We start from the raw sequence: 19,707 nt of genomic DNA, 5'->3' as shown, positions 1-19,707 counted from the left end.
TTACCATATACCCAGCAATTTCCACCATAATCCACCGACAATAAGCCATATCACAATATGAACAATCGACAAAATGAAGCCGATCGACCACCATTTGCCTTGCGGTATATAGCCTGCTCCAAAAAAGACGGGGGCGGCTCCAGCCCCGTAGTGTGTCGTCGAAGCAAAAAGATTGCTGAAAAATGCGAGGCTTAAAGCCGCTAACAGCGGCGGTGCGCCTGCGGCGACGATAACGGCGAGAAAAGCCGAATACATCGCACTGATATGAGCGGTTGCACTCGCAAAGAAATAGTGTGAATAAAAGTACACGACAATTAAAATAAGAAATGCGCTGATCCAGGAGAACCCGGAGACATACGACTTCATCGCATCACTGAACCAGCCGACCATTCCAAGCTCATTCAAGAAGCTCGCCAACATGACGAGCGCCGCAAACCATGTCAGCGTATCCCACGCGCCTTGCTCTTTCTTAATATCTTCCCATGTCAAAACCTGGGTCAAAAGCAAAACAGCTAAACCGATCAAGGCCGTTGTCGTCGCGTCGATTTTTAGGTTTCCGCCAAAGACCCATAAAAAAAGGACGAGCAGAAAGACCGCGACCATGGAGAGCTCTGATTTTTTGAACGGACCCATTTCCTTCAGCTTTTCTGTCGCAATCGCCGCGGCATCAGGTGTTTCCTTAACTTCGGGCGGATACAGCTTGTAAATGACAAGCGGCGTTATGATCAAGCTGACAAGTCCAGGAACGATTGCCGCTACCGCCCAGCTTGTCCATGTCAGATTAACGCCGGCCACATCATGGGCAAGCTTTGCGATCAACGGGTTTGCAGCCATCGCTGTTAAAAACATCGCTGAGGTAATCAAATTACCCTGAAAGCCGACTTTCAGCAAAAACGCTCCGATGCGGCGTTCAGTTCCATCTTTAGGTGTCGATTGAAAGGTCTCAGATAACGAACGGATAATCGGAAAAATGATCCCGCCAGCTCTTGCTGTATTGCTTGGTATCGCCGGCGACAAAATCAAATCGCTGACAAGCAGCGAATATGAAAGTCCGAGCGTTTTTTTGCCGAACATCCTCACAAATAAATAGGCGATTCTCGCGCCTAATCCTGTTTTAATGAACCCCCGTGAAATAAAGAAAGCAATGACGATCAGCCAAATCGTCTTGTTTCCAAATCCGCTCAGCGTCTCTTCGATTGACAAGGTTCCGGTAAGGGCCGTCACAGCCAATGCGAATATCGCGATTGCCCCCATCGGCAACGGTTTAGATATAAAGCCGATAATCGTTGCTACAAAAATTGCGAATAAGTGCCATGCTTTCTGATCTAAACCGGCAGGCTGCGGAATAAACCAAATAACCGCTCCGACTAAAATCGTGACTGCAAGAGGAAGGATTTGAAGTGCTGGTTTTTGGTCTGTGTTTTTTTCTGTAGCCACTAGTTTCTCCTCCTATTCATATCGTTTTCATTTATTATTCTACTCCTTTATATATGCCATTCAAATTTTATTTTACTAAAAAAACTGCCGACTAAGTCGGCAGTCTGTTTTACACCCAGGATTTCACTTTATCATGATCGGTTACAAACAGGAGCACTTTCCCTTCATCAAGCCGCTCTTCGAACTGATCCGCTTCCTGTTTTGAAAAGCCGATCTCATGAATTTTATTGCGGAGTTCGTCTCCTTTTTTATGAAAGATATTGCCGACTGCATGTTTGAGGCCTGTCTCCTCCGCTCCAATCGTATTGGCCTCCGCGTTATCCGCGATCCGTTCCGTTCTGTCATCATCATGTGAAAGAACATAAAGATCTTCTCTCGCGACGCCAATACTCTTGAGCTCTTCAACATCCTTCAAGAGCTTCTCATCATTTGTGTATTCTCTTACTACCGGTTTCATGTGAATCTCCTCCTCTTTTTGAATGCTGTATTTATGAAATACCCCTCGGTCTGGGAAGCTGAAACAAATCAATGTGCTCTCATGACATTTTTATTTCAATATTACAATCGTTATAAATATTCAGACATTTTGTTTAAGAGGTCTGCCGTTTCAGGTACATTTAAAAAAGACAAGGCTGAAATGAGGTGATTTTAGCTTGAATTATTTTTCACCAGAACAACAATACAACGCATGGATCATTTGTGATTTAACTAAACAAATTTTGTCAAGGAAAGGTCATCAAGAAGTCGATACGCATCTTCTTGAATCCTTTGCGGCCCGGCAGTTCGGCATCAATATTGATTATGTCTTTTCGATCATCATGAATATCGGTGATCCGGAGAAGAGAACGGCAAGCAACACAGAGGACATCCTGGCCTCGTATCTTTTTTCACTGCTTCCTTTCATTACAAAAGACATGATCAAAGACTCCAGGGAAAATGCCAATCAATATCTCTTAAACGAAAGAAATGCCGATGTTTATCATCTTTTTCTTCCGGATTCAGTTCTCCAGAAGACCTTTCATTAACCGGCTCATGTTTTGCAAAGTTTCTATTTTAAATGATAAGGTTATGGATAAAAGGAGGAGTCATTATGCTGCAAAAACAAATTGAACTTGCAAGACGGCCGCAAGGCATTCCTGTCATGGAAGATTTCCGCATAAAAGAAACAGAAATTCCGGAAGCAAAAGACGGAGAAGTGCTTGTCAAAACGCTTTATGTCTCTGTAGATCCTTACATGAGGGGCAGAATGCAGGATGCGAAATCGTATGTTGAACCTTTTCCCCTTGATGAGGTCATCACCGGCGGAGTCATCGGCGAAATCATCTCATCAAAAGGGGACAAGCTTCAAAAAGGAGATATCGTTGTAGGAAACTTGGGCTGGCAGGAGTATTCTGCGGTTCCTGAAACAAATCTGCAAAAAATTGATCCTTCACTCGCCCCTGTCACTGCCTATCTCGGAATTCTCGGCATGACCGGCTTGACGGCTTATTTCGGTCTTCTTGATATCGGCCGCCCAAAAGCCGGAGAAACGGTTGTTGTCTCTGGGGCCGCGGGGGCAGTCGGCTCAGCCGTCGGACAAATCGCCAAAATCAAAGGGGCAAGGGTCGTCGGAATCGCCGGTTCTGATGAAAAGACCGCGTATTTGAAAGAACAGCTCGGGTTTGATGAAACGATCAATTATAAAACGACTGAAAATATCGCTTTAGCGCTTGAAAAAGCATGCCCGAACGGGGTCGACGTCTACTTTGACAATGTCGGGGGCAGCATTTCAGATGCCGTGCTCACGCTCATCAACAAATTTGCGCGGATTCCGGTGTGCGGTGCGATTTCTTCTTATAATGCCGAAAGCGCAAAGGATGACATGGGACCGCGCGTTCAAACGGCCTTAATTAAATCGAGCGCACTGATGAAGGGATTTGTCGTCAATGATTATCGCGACCGTTTTCCGGAAGGCGCCAAACAGCTTGCCGAATGGCTGAAAAGCGGCCGGATTCAATATGAAGAAACGATTACAGAAGGCTTCGAACGAATTCCGGAAGCATTTTTAGGCTTGTTTAAAGGAAAAAACCTTGGAAAACAGCTGATTAAAGTATCTGAACCCGAATAAAAAAGGAGGCTCAAAGAGCCTCCTCCTATTTTTCAATGATTCGTCCTCTTTCATAGACGATCTGCTGAAGATGAACCCCCAGCTTCTTCGCAAGTTTTTTCAGCCTTTCCTCTTCCATACGGTTGACCAGACTGATCACTGTTCCTTCATTTCCGGCCCTTCCCGTTCTGCCTGAACGGTGGATATAGCCTTCTTCATTTGGCAAATCGGCGTGAATGACATATGGGAGATCTTGAATATCGATCCCGCGCGCCGCGATGTCAGTCGCCAAAAGCAATGTAAACTCCCCTGCCTCAAACGCCTGCAAGATCTTGGCCCGCTCGATTTTTTTCGCCTCGCTGTGAAGGACGCCGACATCCACATGATGAAACTTGAGCTTTTCCGCATATACGCTTAAATTGCCGATATCTTTCACGAAGATCAGCGCCTGCATGCCTGCCAGCCTTGAAAATTTTTGCAGAATTTTGACTTTATCCCGCTGGTCGCAGACGAGATATTGATGTTTGACTTTAGCGGATTCTTCACTTGTTCTTTTAATCCGGAAAAGCTCGGCCTCTTTCGTCATCTCACGGAGCTCGCGCTCGGTATCATTTTTTAAAGTTGCGGAAAAACAGAGAAGCTGCCGGTCGCGAAGCGTCGACTTGATGATGTTTCCTATCGTGCCGCGGTGCTCCGGGGTAAGCAGGTGATCTGTTTCATCAAGGACAATCGTTTTTACTTCATGCATTTTCAGCTTCTTCATTTTGATAAGCTCATTCAATCGTCCCGGTGTGCCCGCAATGATGTGCGGATGTTTTTTCAGCTTTTCCTGCTGCTTTTTAATGTTTGCTCCTCCGATGAAAGATGCGGCTCTGATATCTGAGCCTTTTTTCCACTCTGTGATCACATCAAAAATCTGCATGACAAGCTCCCGGGAAGGAGCGAGGATCACAGCCTGGATGTTTTTTTCATCCGCTTTTATTTTTTCCAGGAGCGGCAGGACGTAAGCGAGCGTTTTTCCCGTTCCCGTCGGCGACTCGGCGATCACGTCACGCCCTTCCAAAATCATTTCAGCCGTGCTTTTTTGAACGTTCGTCGGTGCGAGAAAGCCTGCCGCCTCCCAATTTTCTTTAATAAACGGTTTTGCTTTATCTAAAAATGGCCATCTTTCTGTCATGTTTTTCTCCTTTATACTCAGGTTGGTTCTGCACCTAGTATCTCAAAACAGAAGCTGCAGCGCAATTTTTCTTTTATTGTTCCCGAGAAGTTCGATATAATCTTATAGGATACAGAAATGGTTTTTTACTATACATTAGAGGTGCAAAACATGAGTTTATTATCGGTAACAAAGCTAAGCCACGGTTTTGGCGACCGGGCGATCTTTCATGATATCTCCTTTCGCCTGCTAAAAGGCGAGCATGTCGGTCTCATCGGAGCGAATGGCGAAGGAAAATCAACCTTCATGAATATCATTACAGGAAAACTTGAACCTGATGAGGGCAAAGTGGAATGGTCAAAAAAAATCCGGGTCGGCTACCTTGACCAGCATACAGTGCTGGAACGCGGACAATCGATCCGCGATGTACTGAGAAATGCCTTTCATTATTTATTTGCGATGGAAGAAGAAATGAATGCGATCTACGCCAAAATGGGTGAGGCCGATCCTGAAGAGCTTGAAAAGCTTCTTGAAGAAGTCGGGACGATCCAGGACGCTCTGACCAACAATGATTTTTATGCGATTGATGCAAAGGTTGAAGAAATCGCCCGCGGGCTCGGGCTTCATGACCTCGGACTTGATCGGGATGTCACAGATTTAAGCGGCGGCCAGCGGACAAAGGTGCTGCTAGCCAAACTGCTGCTGGAAAAGCCCGACATCCTTCTGCTTGACGAGCCGACAAACTACTTGGATGAACAGCATATCGAATGGCTCAAGCGCTATCTGCAGGAATATGAAAACGCGTTTATTCTGATATCACACGACATTCCGTTCCTCAATAGTGTTATCAATCTGATCTACCATGTAGAAAATCAGGAGCTGACCCGCTATGTCGGTGATTACAATCAATTCCGCGAAGTGTATGAGGCCAAAAAGCAGCAGCTTGAGGCGGCCTATAAAAAGCAGCAACAGGAAATTTCCGAGCTTAAAGATTTCGTGGCCCGCAATAAAGCGCGGGTCAGTACGCGCAATATGGCGATGTCCAGGCAGAAAAAACTTGATAAAATGGATATGATCGAGCTCCCTTCTGAAAAACCGAAGCCGGAATTTCACTTTAAGCAGGCGAGAACATCAGGAAAGCTGATTTTTGAAACAAAAGATCTCGTCATTGGCTATGACGAACCGCTTTCCCGTCCGTTAAACCTGAGGATGGAACGCGGGCAAAAAATCGCCTTGCACGGGGCAAACGGCATCGGAAAAACGACATTGCTGAAAAGCCTGCTCGGCGAAATTTCACCGCTGTCAGGAGAAGTCGAACGGGGGGAATACCTTCATATAGGCTATTTTGAACAGGAAGCTAAAGAAGCCAACAGCAACACATGTATTGAAGAAGTGTGGAACGACTTTCCGTCCTTTACTCAGTACGAAATCCGCGCAGCCCTTGCAAAATGCGGACTGACGACAAAGCATATTGAAAGCAGGGTTTCCGTTTTAAGCGGAGGGGAAAAAGCGAAAGTCAGACTGTGCAAGCTCATTAATTCTGAAACAAACCTGCTCGTGCTCGATGAGCCGACAAATCACCTGGATGTTGAAGCTAAGGAAGAGTTAAAAAGAGCCCTGAAAGAATACAAAGGCTCAATCCTCCTCATCTCTCACGAACCGGAGTTTTATATGGAGATCGCAACAGATACATGGAACTGTGAATCATGGACGACGAAGGTCTTATAATAAAAAAACTTGTTTCCTTTGCAGGGAAACAAGTTTTTTTATTTAATGCCCGACTTTGATGCCAGCCAAATGACGGCGGCCGCCTATAATAACAGCCATGCCGGCAAGCACCGCTACACACCCGGCGAAATAAGGGATATTCGGATTGAAATGATCGGCCAACACACCGGCAATCCATGGTGCAATCGCGCCGCCGATAAACCGGATTGAGCTATAGGCCGATGAAGCGACTGATCGTTCGACAGGTGCTGCTTCCATCACCGCGGTTGTCAAAATCGTATTGATCATTCCTAAAATACCGCCTGCTATGATAATCAACACGATAACAAAAGCCATATGCTCCATCCAAATGCCGAGCGCTAACAAATCAGCTGCGAACAACATAAACAGCAGAATAAGAGAACGGACGGTTCCAAAGACGCGCTGTACAGCCGGAGCGGTGAAAACGGATGTGACTGCAAGAAACAGTCCCCAGCCGAAAAAGACATAGCCGAGGCCTCTTTCATTTAAATCAAGAACAAATGGCGAATAAGCAAGCAAAGTGAAAAAGCCAAAGTTGTACAAAAAAGCGGACGCAGACAGTGTGAATAATCCTTTATAACGCAGCGCCTTTATCGGAGCGCTGACGGAAATTTTCTTTTGCGGTTTCGCAACCCGCGGCAAAAGAACGGAAATCGCAAGCAGAGCAACCGCCATTAAAACAGATACTCCGAAAAACGGCGCTCTCCATGATATGGTTCCAAGCTCTCCGCCTGCAAGGGGACCGACTGAAATCCCCAATCCCAGCGCCGCCTCATATAAAATAATCGCTTTTGCGCTTCCGCCTGATGCAACACTTACAATAACAGCAAGAGCTGTTGAGATAAACAAGGCGTTGCCGAGCCCCCAGCCGCCCCGAAAGCCGACAAGCTGGGAGATGGAATGTGAAAATCCGCCCAGCCCCGCAAAAATAATAATTAAAATAAGACCGCATATTAATGTCCGCTTTGCTCCAATCCGGCTTGAGATGGCGCCTGACAAAAGCATCGCAAAGCCTGTCACAAGCAGATAGCTTGTAAACAGAAGTGAAACTTGGCTGGGGGAAGCATGAAGCTGTTGAGCAATCGCCGGCAGGATCGGATCGACCAGCCCTATTCCCATAAAAGAGATGACACAAGCAAATGCTACGGCCCACACTGCTTTTGGCTGTTTAAGTATACTTGAGTTCTTAGATGATTGCTCATTCATAACAAATCAGACCTTCCTTCCAAAAATAAACAAACGCTATCAAAATAGCGTTTGTTTTGTTTAATCAATATGACTCAGCGCATGTCGGGCCTTATGTTGCATACCCTCCAGACGCTTTTTGAATGATTGAAACTTTTCGATCTTTTCATCAATCATTCTCAGCTGTTCATTCAGCATGTTTTGAATATCTTCAAGCTTTTCTTTTCGCTCCACTTTATCCAATGATAAAAGATAGCCTTCTTTATTCATTTCAAGATGCTTGCTCATTTCCATAAATTGCTGAAGCTCTTGCAGAGAAAATCCTAAAACTTCCTTCGCGCTTATCACTCTTTCAAGCTCTCCCAGATCGTCTTCAGAATAAAGGCGGACACCGCCCTCTGTTCGCTTTGGTGAAGAAAGCAGACCGATTTCTTCATAAAAGCGTATCGTTCTTTTGGTCAAACCGCTTCGCTTTGCTATTTGATCAATCTTCATCCAGTCCACGTCCATATCCCCCCTGATCTTCTTTGATTTTTTTATTATATCATTATCGAATGTTTACGTAAACGTTAAGTTTACCCGATAAAAAATAACTTGCTTGACAGCCTCTAGTCTATGTAACGTATCATAGAAATGAAAACAAAACGGGAGGATAAAAAAACAGGGTGAATACTCATCAAAACAAGGGATTTTTATCATTTAAAACCAAAGTTTCTGCGCTCGTCGAGAGCCGCATGTTTCAGTATTTCATTACGTTTGTCATTATTGTAAATGCGATTTCCATCGGCTTGGAGACCTATACATTTTTTAAGCCTTATCAAAACGTATTTTTTATTTTAGACTGTCTGTTTTTAGCGATTTTTGTCATTGAACTGTCTCTTAAACTATTCGTGCAAAAACTCCATTTCTTTAAAAACAACTGGAACGTTTTTGATTTTATTATCGTCGTCGGCAGTTTGGTTCTTTATAACACCAATTTCGTCAGTGTACTCCGAATTTTCCGGGTGCTCCGGGTATTGCGGACGATCACCTCTGTTCCGTCATTAAGACGTATCGTCAATGCGTTGTTTATGGCGATTCCGACAATCAGCAGCGTCATATTATTGATGACGATCATTTTTTACGTGTACGCCGTCATCGGGACGATGTTCTTCTCATATATTGCACCGGAATATTTCGGAAACTTGCAGCTCAGCTTTATAACGCTGTTTCAGACGTTCACACTTGAATCATGGGCAAGCGGCATATTCAGGCCGATCTTTGCCGAAAGCGGCTGGTCATGGCTGTATTTCATCTCATTTATCGTCATTGCGACATTTATTATGATCAATCTGATCGTCGGGGAAATCGTCAACAACGCCCAAAAAATTTCTCAGGAAATAGAAGATGAAACAGGCGAGTTAAAAGAGGATACAAAAGAAATAAAAGAATTGAGGGCAGAAATCAAAGAGCTCAAGGCGCTTTTAACAACCTATATCACACAAAATGAAAAGAAAGACTAAAAGGGGCTGGCATCTAAACCAGCCCTTTTTCCTATATTCACTTTCATCCGAGGGCAACAGGCAGCTCGATCAGCGATCTAAAACCAATTAATTTGCGGTATTGAACATTGGATGCAGCCAGCCGAAGCTCGGGCGCCCGCTCCAAAAATGCAGAAATGGCAATTTGTGCTTCGAGGCGCGCCAATGAGGAACCTGGACAGACATGAGCGCCATATCCAAAGGCTAGGTGCTGATTCGGTTTTCTGGAGATATCCAGTAGATGAGGATGCTTGAATTTGTTCGGATCACGATTGGCAGCACCTAAAAGGATATATACCTGTTCTCCTTTTTTTATGATGTCCCCGTTGATTTCGCAGTCTTCTGAAGCCGTGCGCGCCGTCAGCTGTGTCGGGCTTTCATAGCGCAAAAACTCCTCGACAGCGGATTCAATAAGCTGGGGCTCCTCCTTCAGTGCGCCGAGCTCTTCAGGATGATTTATTAAAGAAAACAATCCATTGCTTATAAGGTTGACCGTCGTCTCATGTCCGGCAATAACAAGCAATATACATGTTGCAAGCACTTCCTCTTCTGTTAACTGTTCGTGCATGGTGAATCTAGTGATCATGTCTTCCCGAGGACGCGTTTTTCGCTTTTGAATCAAGCTTTTAAAATATGCCGTCAGCTGGAAGACGGCATCGCCGCCTTTTGCCAACGCCTTTCTTGATCGGGTCAAATCGATCGTCTGGATTAAGCGGGCCGTCCATTGTCTGAATCGATATCTCTCCTCTTCCGGCACTCCAAGGATTTTGGCGATGATAAGACTTGCCAAAGGAAAGGCATACTCTGAAACAATGTCCGCCGTTCCTCTCCTTTGAATTTGATCCAGCAATTCATGAACGGCTTCTTTTATATAAGGACGAAAGGAGTCTGCCATCTTCGGTGTCAATTCTTTGCCAACAAGCGTACGCATTCGTTTATGGTCAGACTGGTTTTTAAATAACAGCATATCCTGCTGTACATTTTTAAGATTTTCGTATTTTGTCCCCGTTTCAGGAAGAGGAATGCGGTTTTTAAATCTGGCATCTTTCAAAATCGCTGCCGCTTCAGCATATCCTGTTACATACCAGCCCGGATATTTTAATACAGTCCCTTTATAAACAGGATGAACGGACCTCAGTTTATCATAAAAGGGATAAGGGTCTCTCCAAAAATCTGAATCAGCAAGCAGGCTTGGCTTTGCCGCGTGAAAATCTGTTGTCATGTCATCCCTCCGTCTCGTCAGCCCATTGCTTTTTTCTTGCCGTTTATTGCTGCAGGCTGGCTTTCATTTCTTCTACCGATTCGACTTCAAATCCCAAATCATGGAGCATCTTATGGTCTTCTGTTTCATTCTGTCCTGCCGTTGTTAAATAATCTCCGACAAAAATCGAATTGGCGGCATAAAGCCCCAATGGCTGCAATGAACGAAGATTGACTTCCCGGCCGCCGGAAATGCGGATTTCCTTTGTCGGATTGATAAAACGGAACAAAGCCAAAACTTTTAAGCAATAAAGCGGATTTAATTCATTTATCCCTTCTAATGGAGTACCGTCGATCGCATGCAAAAAATTAACCGGGATTGAATCGGCATCAAGCGCTTTTAAACTTTTCGCCATGTCGAGTACATCCTGCTTTGTCTCTTTCATGCCGACAATCACACCCGAACACGGGGACATCCCGGATTGTTTGGCTGTCTCCACTGTATTGACTCTGTCATCGTACGTATGTGAAGTTGTAATGTTTGAATGATTGCTTTTTGATGTATTGATATTGTGGTTGTAGCGGTCGACTCCGGCTTCTTTTAGGCGCAGCGCCTGCTCCGGTTTTAACAGTCCGAGACAGGCACAGATTTTTAAGCCGTAGGTATCTTTGATTTCTTTTACAGCATCGACAACTTGGTCGACTTCCCGGTTTGACGGCCCTCTCCCGCTGGCCACGATACAGTACGTTCCTATATTTAAATCATGTGCGCGCTTTGCGCCCTCAATAAGTGTTCCTTTGTCCATCATCCGATAAGAATCGATCGGTGCTTTTGATATGGCTGACTGGGAACAGTAGCCGCAGTTTTCCGGGCAAAGGCCGGATTTTGCATTCATAATCATATTCAGCTTTACTTTTTTTCCGTAATAACGTTTTCTAATTTGAAAAGCAGCATGCATCAACAAGAGGACATCTTCATCCGGACATTCCAAAATGGAAAGCGCCTCTTTGTCTGTTACTTCCGCTCCCCCCAACACTCTATCTGCAAGATCCATCCACTGATTCACTTTTTAGCCCCCATTTGCATTTGATTCATGATGAAGGAAACATCGACATGTTCCTTTATCATGTTGTGAATATTTTCTGGTGTTGCATGTTCCAGCTTCGGTGTAACGCCTAAAATCGGCACACCGCATAATTCTTCAATCATGTCTGGGTTGGTTTCTTGATCAAGGCTTGGACGGCTGCTGGTTCCATTGATCACAATACCGATTACCTCAAGCCCTATCCCTTTCGCATATTGAACGGTTAAATAGGTATGGTTGATCGTTCCAAGATTCGGCCTTGCTACGATGACAACCGGCAATTCCAAAGCTTTTATGAAATGACTGACCAAATAATCTTTTCCCAGCGGCACTGCGATTCCGCCTGCTCCTTCAACGATAAAACAATCATGCTGAATCCTTATCTTTTTCCAATGGTTCACAGCCTCTTCCAAGCTGACGGCCTTTCCCTCCAGCTCAGCAGCGATGTATGGAGCAAGCGGCTCTTTAAACTCAAAAGGTGTAATGTCTTCGTGGGAGAGACATGTCTGCGACATTTGCTTCAACAGAGCTGTATCACTTTGCGGGTGGGTGCTCCGCATCCCGCTCAAAAACGGCTTAAACACCCCGACATCGATCTTTTTCTCTTTCAATACAGCGGCAAGGCCGCATGATATGACGGTTTTCCCAACTCCCGTATCTGTCCCTGTTACAAAAAAACCCTTCATTTCACCATGTTCAACTCTCTTCCGATTAAATGAAATCCCTTTAACAAATCGTCTATTTCTCTTAAGCTGCGGTCTGCTGTGACTGTCAGCCTGATCCGGCTTTCTCCATCAGCTACCGTTGGCGGACGAATGGCCGGCGCATAAATTCCCTTTTCCTCAAGGCTTTTTGCCAATAAAACCGCTTGTTGAGCATCTCCGATCATCACAGGTACAATCGGCGTCCGCCCTCCTTTCACCGTAAATCCCATATCCTCCAGACCGGCTTTCACCGTTCTCACAGATGAATGCAAAAGCCGGCGTTTATCTTGACTGTCTTCTATAATCTCAAAGGCTGTATATGCAGCCGCACAGCTAGCTGGCGGGATCGCTGTTTGAAAAATAAACGTTCTCGCATGATTCAGCAAAAAATCGATCAATGCTTTAGAACCCGCGACAAAACCCCCTTCCGCACCAACGGCTTTGCTTAAGGTGCCGATCACAACATCGGGGCAAACGCCAAAATATTCGCTCGTCCCTCTGCCGGCCTCTCCCAAAACACCTGTTGCATGTGCATCATCGACAATAACGAAGGCCTGATAGCGTTCGGCAAGTGCGATGATCTCATCAAGCGGCGCAATCGCACCGTCCATGCTGAATACGCCGTCTGTTGCAATAAAGCGCCGCTCGCATCCTTGCGCCGCTGCCAGTTTTTCTTCAAGATCACGCATATCAATGTGGTGATAAACGACCGTGTCAGCTTTTGACAGGCGGCAGCCGTCGATGATGCTGGCATGATTCAATTGATCACTTAAAATGACATCTCCTTTTTCAGGCAATGAAGAAAGCACACCGATGTTGGCTAAATACCCGCTTGAAAACAGGAGGGCCGCTTCCGTCCGTTTAAAATCTGCGATTTTCCGCTCAAGCTTCCCATGCCAGTCTGTATTGCCCGTCGTTAACCGCGAACCGGTGCTCCCCGCTCCGGATTGGCAGAGCGCCGTTTTAGCGGCTGCAATCAATCGTTTGTCATTTGCCATGCCTAAATAATCATTTGACGACCAAATCACTTGTTTTTGATCATCTGCTTCTGCTTCAGAGCTCATCGTCCGGGGGAGCGTCCGATAAAGCCCGGCCGCTTTCGTTCTGTCCAGCCGGCTGGTGAACCATCCATCAAGATTCACGGCTTGTGACCTCATGTATCGCTTCCTTCATGATCGAAACCATCGCTTCCAGTTCCTCGGTCGTGCTGGCGAGCGGAGGCAGAAATGCAGCAACATCCCCCAAAGGCCTTGTCAGCATGCCAAGCTCTCTCATTTTTAAAGAAACCTGATACCCAACGCGCTGTTCAGGCGGAAAGGATCGTTTCGTTTTCTTTGACTGAACAAGCTCTATCCCGCACATAAAACCGAGCTGGCGGATGTCGCCGACATGAGGGAGTGATGTAAGATCCTGAAGAAGCAAATGAAGCGCTTTTGATTTTTCAGCGACCTGTTCTACGATTTTTTCTGATTCGAACAAGCGCAAATTTTCTATCGCAACCGCACAGCCGAGCTGATTTCCCGTATATGAGTGGCCGTGGAAAAACGTCTTTAATTTTTCATAGTCATCGTAAAATGCTTTGTAAATCTCTTCGGTGGCAAATGTAACGGCAATCGGCAAATATCCTCCGGTAATTCCTTTCCCCGCGGCCATTAGGTCAGGCTGAACGTTTTCATGCTCACAGGCAAACATTTTTCCGGTGCGGCCAAACCCTGTCGCCACTTCATCAACAATCATTAAAACGTCATATTTTGTGCAAAGCCGGCGAACACCTGCCAAATATCCTTCAGGCATCACGATCATGCCGGACGCTCCTTGGACCATCGATTCAATCGAAAGCGCGGCGATCTCACCGTGATGCTCGATCAGCAGTTTTTCGAGTTCTTCCAGGGATTCATCTCGGCACAAATCAGGGTCGCCGCTTTCAGAACGGTATACATAAGGGACCCGCGCCTTGAAACTGTCAAACATGAGCGGGCCGTATACATGGTGGAAAAGCTCGATTGAACCGACGCTGACAGCGCCGATCGTATCGCCGTGATAGCCGTTTCGCATCGAAATGAATTTTTGCTTCTCCGGCTTCCCTGTATTTTTCCAATATTGAAATGCCATTTTCAAAGCAATTTCCATGGCTTCGGCCCCGCTGTCAGAATAAAAAACGCGCGTCAGCTTTTCAGGGCTTATTTTGACTAATATCTCGGCAAGCTCTGTCGCTGGAACATTCGTCATCCCCAACAACGTAGAATGCGCAATTTTCCCAAGCTGTTTTTTAATCGCCTCATCTAGTTCCGTTTTGCGGTGTCCGTGTACATTGAGCCACACTGAAGAAAATCCGTCATAGTATTCCTTGCCGTCTATATCTTTTAGCTTAATGCCTTCTCCGCTTTCGATGATTAATGGATGTTCATCATAGTCTTTCATTTGTGTAAAAGGCAGCCACAAATGCTGTTTGCTTTTTTCAATTAGTGATTGGTTCATCCTTCTCCCCCCGACTGAATCAATACAGGCTGTTTTTCCAAATAGTCTATGCAGTTCTTCATATCTATCAATCCATCAACAAAAAAAATTCGGCAGCCGCTTTCGTCTCCATACTCTTTCATTTTTGTGATCCGCTGATAGCCCAGCTCTCCAGCGGCAACATAGCCCGTTATGTAATCAGGATCATCAGACCAGCATAATTCAGCGACTACAGCCGGGTGCCCAGATACCTTTGCCGCAACTGCAAGCGCCTCCTTCATTCGCGGATTCGGCGGCATGCCGCATCCGGCTGCCCACTCTTCAAAACCTGTTTCCGGCCAATCCATTCGTGAGACGCGCACACCCTTGTCTTTTCTCCCGTCAATCCGCCGGCCTGAATGGATATCAAACAAGACCGCGCCCCTTACTCTCGAGTATTCGGCAATTTCCCGAAACGCTTTTTCAATCATGTCTCGAGGAACACCCGCTTGGCTGATAAGCTCCTTCGCGAGTTCTTGTCCTTTTTCGGCTGAATCAGCTTCATTTGTTTCAATTAGCAAAGGCTGAATCGTCCTGATCGGTTCGTTTACACGTTCAAACTGAATTTGCATAAAGTCGGGTTTACCTCTTGAATGAGATAAACCTTTTTCCAATAAGGCATTGACCGTATGCTTCAAACCGTCGAAAGGCGTGAGCTTCTCTCCTCCGGAAATATGTTTTCCGCCATCCTCATGACGCCCATTTTGGGACGCTCTCATTCTTACACTATAGTATGTTTCTCCCTTCATATTTCCCCCTCTTTTTAATGTATGAAGACCGACCGCGCATAAATGTTAACCTTAAATTATTATGAGTTAACATTACAAATAGAATATTAGTATTCCTTCTCTAATATGTCAACAAGATATGCCAAAGCGGGTTTCTCTTGAAAAATAAAAAAGACAAAAGAGGGTGTCCTCTTCTGTCTTTTTTCAGCTGATATGATTCTGTTTACTTTGCTTTTTCAATCTGCCAATCAAACGGGTCGGGCAGAAGCGACCAGTCATCGGCCATCTCCGAATCTGTCAGCAGACATTGATCCGCTTCAGCCGCAATCTCTTTTGGCGAAAGATCGATTCCAATGAAAACAAGCTTTGTATGGCGGTCGCCAAATTCAGCATTCCACTCTTTTAAAAGCTCCGGATTCTGCCGTAAAATTTGCTCCTGCTCTTGTTTAGACAATGCGGCAACCCAGTAAGAGATCGGTTCCAGACTGGCGGACGGGCCCGCTTGGGACATTAATAAAGCAAGGCTGTTGCGCGTCGCACACCATGCAATCCCTTTCGCCCTGACAATGTTTTCCGGAAGCGAATGAATCCAGTTGTAAAACCGCTCTGTGTGAAAAGGTCGACGGGCTTCATATACAAAAGATGAGATTCCGTACTCTTCAGTCTCAGGCGTATGCTCCTGATGTCCCTGATTTAATTCTCTAATCCACCCCGCTGACCTGCTTGCTTCCTCAAACTGAAACAAGCCTGTGTTTAAAATGTCCTTCGGGTCGACTTCACCTTTTACCGCCCGAATGATGCTAGCTTTAGGCTGCAGCGTTCTCAGCACTTTTTCCAGTTTGGCCAGCTCTTCTTGAGAGACAAGGTCGCATTTATTCAAAATCAGCACATCGCAAAATTCGATTTGATCAATAAGCAGATCGGCAATATCGCGTTCATCCTCTTCACCGATTGCTTCTTTTCTGTCGAGCAGGCTGTCTCCAGATTGGAAGTCATGCCAAAAACGATTGGCATCGACCACTGTCACCATCGTATCCAGGCGGCAAAACCGCGTTAAATCAATGCCCAGCTCTTCATCGATGTAAGAAAAAGTTTGCGCGACAGGAATCGGTTCACTGATGCCTGTTGACTCAATGACGATATAATCGATATTCCCCTGTTTCGCCAGTTTTTCTACTTCAACCAATAAATCTTCCCTGAGTGTGCAGCAAATGCAGCCATTTGACATTTCGACCAGTTTTTCATCTGTCCGTGAAAGACCGCCTCCCTGTTTAACCAGTCCGGCGTCAATGTTCACCTCGCTCATGTCATTGACGATGACGGCGACTTTCATCCCCTGGCGATTTTGCAATATGTAATTCAGCAGAGTCGTTTTGCCCGCTCCCAAGTAGCCGCTTAATACTGTTACAGGAATCGTTTTGCTCATTTTCATTCTCCTTTTTGATATTTTTATAAATCGTAATTATTACGATTTATATGTTATATTTCATCATATCCGGGATACAAATGCAAAATCATCTTCTTTCACAACATGACCACTTGATTTTATCACAGCATTCCCTCAAAATAAATAGGAATAATTACGATTTGTTTGTTGAAAGGAGTCTCACCAATGAAACATGAACTTCACTTACCCGCAAAACCGGAACGCCACCGCCGCTTCGGATCAGTCGAAGCGATAAAAGGAACAAAGCCGACTGATAAAGAAAACATGTCAGATCTTCAAAATATGCCGAACGATTATTTTTTTAATATTGATCATGTCGGCGTCTCAAACGTTTCACACCCGATTCAGATCGAATCTTCCGCCATACCGCATACTCAGACGACGATCGGGTCATTTTCTTTCACAACAAACCTCGACAAGAGCCGCAAAGGGATCAATATGAGCCGGCTGACAGAGCAGCTGCAGCGCTATCATGAGAAAAACTGGACCGTTGATCTGAATACGCTGAAAGATTTCACGAAGGAACTTGCAGACAATATGGAACAGCAAAGCGCCTCGGTTTCTGTTTCTTTTCCTTGGTATTTTCAACGCCGCAGTCCTGAAACCGAATTGCCCGGGCTGATGCATGCCGATATCCATATGAAAGTTTCTTACAAAGAAAACACAGGCTGGGCACAAACCGTCGGGATGACTTCACATGTGACGACTCTTTGTCCATGTTCAAAAGAAATCAGCGAATACAGCGCCCACAATCAGCGCGGCATCATTTCCATCACCGCGCACATTCATGACAAGGCGGAAATGCCTGACGATTTTAAAACAGAGCTACTCGCCGCAGCGGAGACGAATGCAAGCGCAAAGCTCCACCCCGTCTTAAAAAGGCCCGACGAAAAAAGGGTGACTGAACAGGCCTACGAGAATCCGAGATTTGTAGAAGACATCATTCGCCTAACAGCCGCTGATTTATACGAAATGGATTGGATCTCGGCCTTTGACATCGAATGCCGGAATGAAGAATCGATTCATATGCATGATGCCGTGGCCCGGCTGTCATTTTCCAAGAGCTAATGAAAAAAAGCTCAGCACCTTTCGGCTGAGCTTTTTTGGCTACTTCGTTTCCTGCACATATTCAATATCATCTTTATACTGGCTGTATCCCTCTTTATATTCCATAATACGGGCTGCATCAGCAATGAATTTTTCATCATAACCCGCCCTTCTCAGCAAGTGAAAGCCCATTTCCATTCCTGAAGCGATGCCTCCGGCGGTTACAATTCTGCCGCTGTCAACGATTCTTGCCCGGCTGATTTTGCAGGCGGGCGCGATGTCAGCTAAACGGTCGATCGGCACCTGCCCCATTTCCGACGCCTCCAGCCGATCCGGTTCTTTGCGGCTTGTGGCGGGAACCCCGTCTAAGAGTCCCATTCGCCCGAAAATCCATGACCCCGTACATACGCTGACCAGTAAAGTTGTCTCAGGAAGAGAGCGGATGAACTGATGCAGCCGTTTGTTATTTGTCTCCTGCCGTGTGCCGAATCCGCCCGGAATTAAGAAAGCATCCATATCAGGCTGGTCTTGAAAACTATAATTCGGCTGAACGATCAGTCCTGCCTGAGTCTGAACCGGCTTCATCGCATCTGCCACAAGAAAGGCGTCCAGCTCGGGATCAAGCCGCCTCGCCACTGAGAACACCCCGTACGGAGCCGCATAGTCTATGATTTCAGCATCCTTGAAAATATACACACCAAGCCTGAATCCTCTCGTTTTGTTCATTGTTTTCCTCCCTTTCCATATCTCTTTCATCCTTACAAAAATAACGATATCATGAAGATATCCATTTTACTTATGAATGATTGCGATACAAACCATTTTATTTATCGATATCAAGGAGATGACCATTTTATGATTGAGATGTTAGAGGGGAAATTTTTCAATACCTTCATTGCCGTGATGGAAGAAAAAAACTTCAGCCGCGCTGCTGATCGGCTGGGGTATGTACAATCAACCGTCACCAACCATATTCAGCTTTTGGAACAAGCTTGCGGGCAAAGGTTGTTTCAGCGTTTATCAAGAGGGGTGAAACCGACTCCGGCCGGTTTGAAGCTTGCTGCATTTGCTTATCAATTTATTCATTTAGGAAGATCTTTAGAAGAAGCGATGAATGAGCTGGATCAGCCTCAAGGAAATGTTGACATCAGAATGCAGGAATCGTTTTTCCTCACGCGCATGTCGACTATGATTCAAGAATTTTCAAAAGATCATCCAAACATCAGGTTAAAACTGGAAAGCGGGTTTCAGCAAGATATCGTTCAGCAGGTGCTGGATCATGCCGTCGATTTCGGGATTGTACCGCAAAATCCAAATCGGCCAGATATCCTGTTCGTCCCTTTGCTCGAAGAAAAGCTGGTATTTATCGCATCCCATGACCTGGTTGAAAAAGTTGAATCTGAAGGCCTGAGCGCCCTGAGCCGCGAAACATTTATCAGTTTCGGCACAAGCTGTGTGTACCATACAAAAGCGGGCCGGCTATTGCAGGAAGCCGGAATCGAAGGAAACAGCGCCCTCGAATACCCAAGCATCGAAATGATCAAACAGGCTGTAAGATGCGGGATCGGCTTTGCCTTCATTCCGGAAATCGCCGTCAAACAAGAACTTGAAGCAGGTCAATTCGAGCTATTGCAGCTGTCAGCGCCGATTGTTTCCACGCATGGGCTCATTGTCCGTAAAGACAGGGAGCTCGGTCTGGCAGCATCGTTATTCAGGGCAAGAGTGTCCGGGTATTTTTCGTCCAATTGTTGAGAAAAAACAAAGCCCAGCAACGTTTATGCTGGGCTTAGCTTTTTATAAAAAAATCGTTCATTTGCAGATGAGCGGGATGCAGCAGGTAAAACCGAAAATCATAAAGTTCTTTGCA

19 protein-coding genes are annotated in these 19,707 nt (G+C 45.6%); 6 read left to right on the top strand and 13 right to left on the bottom strand.

Features of this window, described 5'->3' with window-relative positions; translation table 11 throughout:
- On the bottom strand, positions 1–1,437 hold the full coding sequence (locus BTA30_RS14390; RefSeq protein WP_076762005.1) for an anion permease: 1,437 nt from the start codon (positions 1,435–1,437) through the stop codon (positions 1–3).
- Positions 1,438–1,546: 109 nt separating this feature from the next.
- Entirely contained in the window at positions 1,547–1,894 is a 348-nt protein-coding gene (locus BTA30_RS14385) for a YflT domain-containing protein (protein WP_076762004.1), read from the bottom strand.
- A 196-nt stretch (positions 1,895–2,090) separates the two neighbouring features.
- Here BTA30_RS14385 and BTA30_RS14380 point away from each other — a divergent pair, with 196 nt between their 5' ends.
- Both BTA30_RS14380 and curA read left to right on the top strand, forming a co-directional pair.
- A complete protein-coding gene (locus tag BTA30_RS14380) occupies positions 2,091–2,462 on the top strand; it encodes a DUF3212 family protein (protein WP_076762003.1) in 372 nt (123 codons plus the stop codon).
- 65 nt (positions 2,463–2,527) lie between these two features.
- A complete protein-coding gene (curA, locus tag BTA30_RS14375) occupies positions 2,528–3,544 on the top strand; it encodes an NADPH-dependent curcumin/dihydrocurcumin reductase (RefSeq protein ID WP_076762002.1) in 1,017 nt (338 codons plus the stop codon).
- 25 nt (positions 3,545–3,569) lie between these two features.
- Here curA and BTA30_RS14370 read toward each other — a convergent pair whose 3' ends face one another.
- Complete coding sequence (locus BTA30_RS14370; protein WP_076762001.1) at positions 3,570–4,700, bottom strand: DEAD/DEAH box helicase; 1,131 nt, start codon at positions 4,698–4,700, stop codon at positions 3,570–3,572.
- 150 nt (positions 4,701–4,850) lie between these two features.
- On the opposite strand from BTA30_RS14370, the gene BTA30_RS14365 reads away from it, so the two are divergent.
- Entirely contained in the window at positions 4,851–6,407 is a 1,557-nt protein-coding gene (locus BTA30_RS14365) for an ABC-F family ATP-binding cassette domain-containing protein (protein WP_076762022.1), read from the top strand.
- A 42-nt stretch (positions 6,408–6,449) separates the two neighbouring features.
- Here the strand turns inward: BTA30_RS14365 and BTA30_RS14360 are convergent, their stop codons facing one another.
- Together BTA30_RS14360 and BTA30_RS14355 are read right to left on the bottom strand one after the other, a co-directional pair.
- On the bottom strand, positions 6,450–7,634 hold the full coding sequence (locus BTA30_RS14360) for an MFS transporter (RefSeq protein ID WP_076762000.1): 1,185 nt from the start codon (positions 7,632–7,634) through the stop codon (positions 6,450–6,452).
- Between the two features lie 60 nt (positions 7,635–7,694).
- Positions 7,695–8,117 (bottom strand): MerR family transcriptional regulator, encoded by a 423-nt coding sequence (locus BTA30_RS14355; protein ID WP_076761999.1) that lies wholly within the window; start codon positions 8,115–8,117, stop codon positions 7,695–7,697.
- Between the two features lie 161 nt (positions 8,118–8,278).
- Here BTA30_RS14355 and BTA30_RS14350 point away from each other — a divergent pair, with 161 nt between their 5' ends.
- Positions 8,279–9,115 carry an ion transporter gene (locus BTA30_RS14350; RefSeq protein WP_076761998.1) on the top strand — a complete coding sequence of 279 codons (837 nt, stop codon included), beginning with the start codon at positions 8,279–8,281 and terminating at the stop codon, positions 9,113–9,115.
- Between the two features lie 43 nt (positions 9,116–9,158).
- On the opposite strand, the gene BTA30_RS14345 is transcribed toward BTA30_RS14350, so the two are convergent.
- The 7 genes from BTA30_RS14345 to BTA30_RS14315 all read right to left on the bottom strand — a co-directional run bounded on the left by BTA30_RS14345 (position 9,159) and on the right by BTA30_RS14315 (position 16,772).
- Positions 9,159–10,355, bottom strand: a complete 1,197-nt coding sequence (locus BTA30_RS14345; protein ID WP_076761997.1) for a cytochrome P450 — start codon at positions 10,353–10,355, stop codon at positions 9,159–9,161.
- A 43-nt stretch (positions 10,356–10,398) separates the two neighbouring features.
- Entirely contained in the window at positions 10,399–11,400 is a 1,002-nt protein-coding gene (gene bioB, locus BTA30_RS14340) for a biotin synthase BioB (RefSeq protein ID WP_076761996.1), read from the bottom strand.
- The gene (gene bioD / locus BTA30_RS14335; RefSeq protein WP_076761995.1) at positions 11,397–12,104 is read right to left on the bottom strand and encodes a dethiobiotin synthase; all 708 of its coding nucleotides are present in this window, start codon (positions 12,102–12,104) and stop codon (positions 11,397–11,399) included. Before bioD ends, bioB begins: the two co-directional genes overlap by 4 nt.
- Positions 12,101–13,279, bottom strand: a complete 1,179-nt coding sequence (bioF, locus tag BTA30_RS14330; RefSeq protein ID WP_411813142.1) for an 8-amino-7-oxononanoate synthase — start codon at positions 13,277–13,279, stop codon at positions 12,101–12,103. The genes bioD and bioF overlap by 4 nt, the downstream gene beginning before the upstream one ends.
- Complete coding sequence (gene bioA / locus BTA30_RS14325; RefSeq protein ID WP_076761994.1) at positions 13,254–14,600, bottom strand: adenosylmethionine--8-amino-7-oxononanoate transaminase; 1,347 nt, start codon at positions 14,598–14,600, stop codon at positions 13,254–13,256. The genes bioF and bioA overlap by 26 nt, the downstream gene beginning before the upstream one ends.
- Complete coding sequence (gene bioW, locus BTA30_RS14320; RefSeq protein WP_076761993.1) at positions 14,597–15,367, bottom strand: 6-carboxyhexanoate--CoA ligase; 771 nt, start codon at positions 15,365–15,367, stop codon at positions 14,597–14,599. Before bioW ends, bioA begins: the two co-directional genes overlap by 4 nt.
- 202 nt (positions 15,368–15,569) lie before the next feature.
- A complete protein-coding gene (locus BTA30_RS14315) occupies positions 15,570–16,772 on the bottom strand; it encodes a GTP-binding protein (RefSeq protein ID WP_076761992.1) in 1,203 nt (400 codons plus the stop codon).
- Positions 16,773–16,958: 186 nt separating this feature from the next.
- On the opposite strand from BTA30_RS14315, the gene folE2 reads away from it, so the two are divergent.
- Positions 16,959–17,861 carry a GTP cyclohydrolase FolE2 gene (gene folE2, locus BTA30_RS14310; protein ID WP_076761991.1) on the top strand — a complete coding sequence of 301 codons (903 nt, stop codon included), beginning with the start codon at positions 16,959–16,961 and terminating at the stop codon, positions 17,859–17,861.
- Between the two features lie 39 nt (positions 17,862–17,900).
- Here folE2 and BTA30_RS14305 read toward each other — a convergent pair whose 3' ends face one another.
- Positions 17,901–18,566, bottom strand: a complete 666-nt coding sequence (locus tag BTA30_RS14305; RefSeq protein ID WP_076761990.1) for a DJ-1/PfpI family protein — start codon at positions 18,564–18,566, stop codon at positions 17,901–17,903.
- Positions 18,567–18,695: 129 nt separating this feature from the next.
- On the opposite strand from BTA30_RS14305, the gene BTA30_RS14300 reads away from it, so the two are divergent.
- On the top strand, positions 18,696–19,592 hold the full coding sequence (locus tag BTA30_RS14300; protein WP_076761989.1) for a LysR family transcriptional regulator: 897 nt from the start codon (positions 18,696–18,698) through the stop codon (positions 19,590–19,592).
- The last annotated feature ends 115 nt before the right edge of the window (positions 19,593–19,707 follow it).

This window comes from Bacillus swezeyi (assembly GCF_001969815.1).
In the GTDB taxonomy this organism is placed as follows: Bacteria; Bacillota; Bacilli; order Bacillales; family Bacillaceae; genus Bacillus; species Bacillus swezeyi.
The sequence above is the reverse complement of the archived record's forward strand: the minus strand, read 5'-3'. Positions and strand labels throughout refer to the sequence as shown.

What these genes read in the sequence shown, in the direction of transcription:
- BTA30_RS14385 (WP_076762004.1), bottom strand. Translation starts at nt 1,894, where the DNA reads ATGAAACCGGTAGTAAGAGAATACACAAATGATGAGAAGCTCTTGAAG.
- curA (WP_076762002.1), top strand. Translation starts at nt 2,528, where the DNA reads ATGCTGCAAAAACAAATTGAACTTGCAAGACGGCCGCAAGGCATTCCT.
- BTA30_RS14370 (WP_076762001.1), bottom strand. Translation starts at nt 4,700, where the DNA reads ATGACAGAAAGATGGCCATTTTTAGATAAAGCAAAACCGTTTATTAAA.
- BTA30_RS14365 (WP_076762022.1), top strand. Translation starts at nt 4,851, where the DNA reads ATGAGTTTATTATCGGTAACAAAGCTAAGCCACGGTTTTGGCGACCGG.
- BTA30_RS14360 (WP_076762000.1), bottom strand. Translation starts at nt 7,634, where the DNA reads ATGAATGAGCAATCATCTAAGAACTCAAGTATACTTAAACAGCCAAAA.
- BTA30_RS14345 (WP_076761997.1), bottom strand. Translation starts at nt 10,355, where the DNA reads ATGACAACAGATTTTCACGCGGCAAAGCCAAGCCTGCTTGCTGATTCA.
- bioD (WP_076761995.1), bottom strand. Translation starts at nt 12,104, where the DNA reads ATGAAGGGTTTTTTTGTAACAGGGACAGATACGGGAGTTGGGAAAACC.
- bioF (WP_411813142.1), bottom strand. Translation starts at nt 13,279, where the DNA reads ATGAGGTCACAAGCCGTGAATCTTGATGGATGGTTCACCAGCCGGCTG.
- bioA (WP_076761994.1), bottom strand. Translation starts at nt 14,600, where the DNA reads ATGAACCAATCACTAATTGAAAAAAGCAAACAGCATTTGTGGCTGCCT.
- bioW (WP_076761993.1), bottom strand. Translation starts at nt 15,367, where the DNA reads ATGAAGGGAGAAACATACTATAGTGTAAGAATGAGAGCGTCCCAAAAT.
- BTA30_RS14315 (WP_076761992.1), bottom strand. Translation starts at nt 16,772, where the DNA reads ATGAGCAAAACGATTCCTGTAACAGTATTAAGCGGCTACTTGGGAGCG.
- folE2 (WP_076761991.1), top strand. Translation starts at nt 16,959, where the DNA reads ATGAAACATGAACTTCACTTACCCGCAAAACCGGAACGCCACCGCCGC.
- BTA30_RS14305 (WP_076761990.1), bottom strand. Translation starts at nt 18,566, where the DNA reads ATGAACAAAACGAGAGGATTCAGGCTTGGTGTGTATATTTTCAAGGAT.
- BTA30_RS14300 (WP_076761989.1), top strand. Translation starts at nt 18,696, where the DNA reads ATGATTGAGATGTTAGAGGGGAAATTTTTCAATACCTTCATTGCCGTG.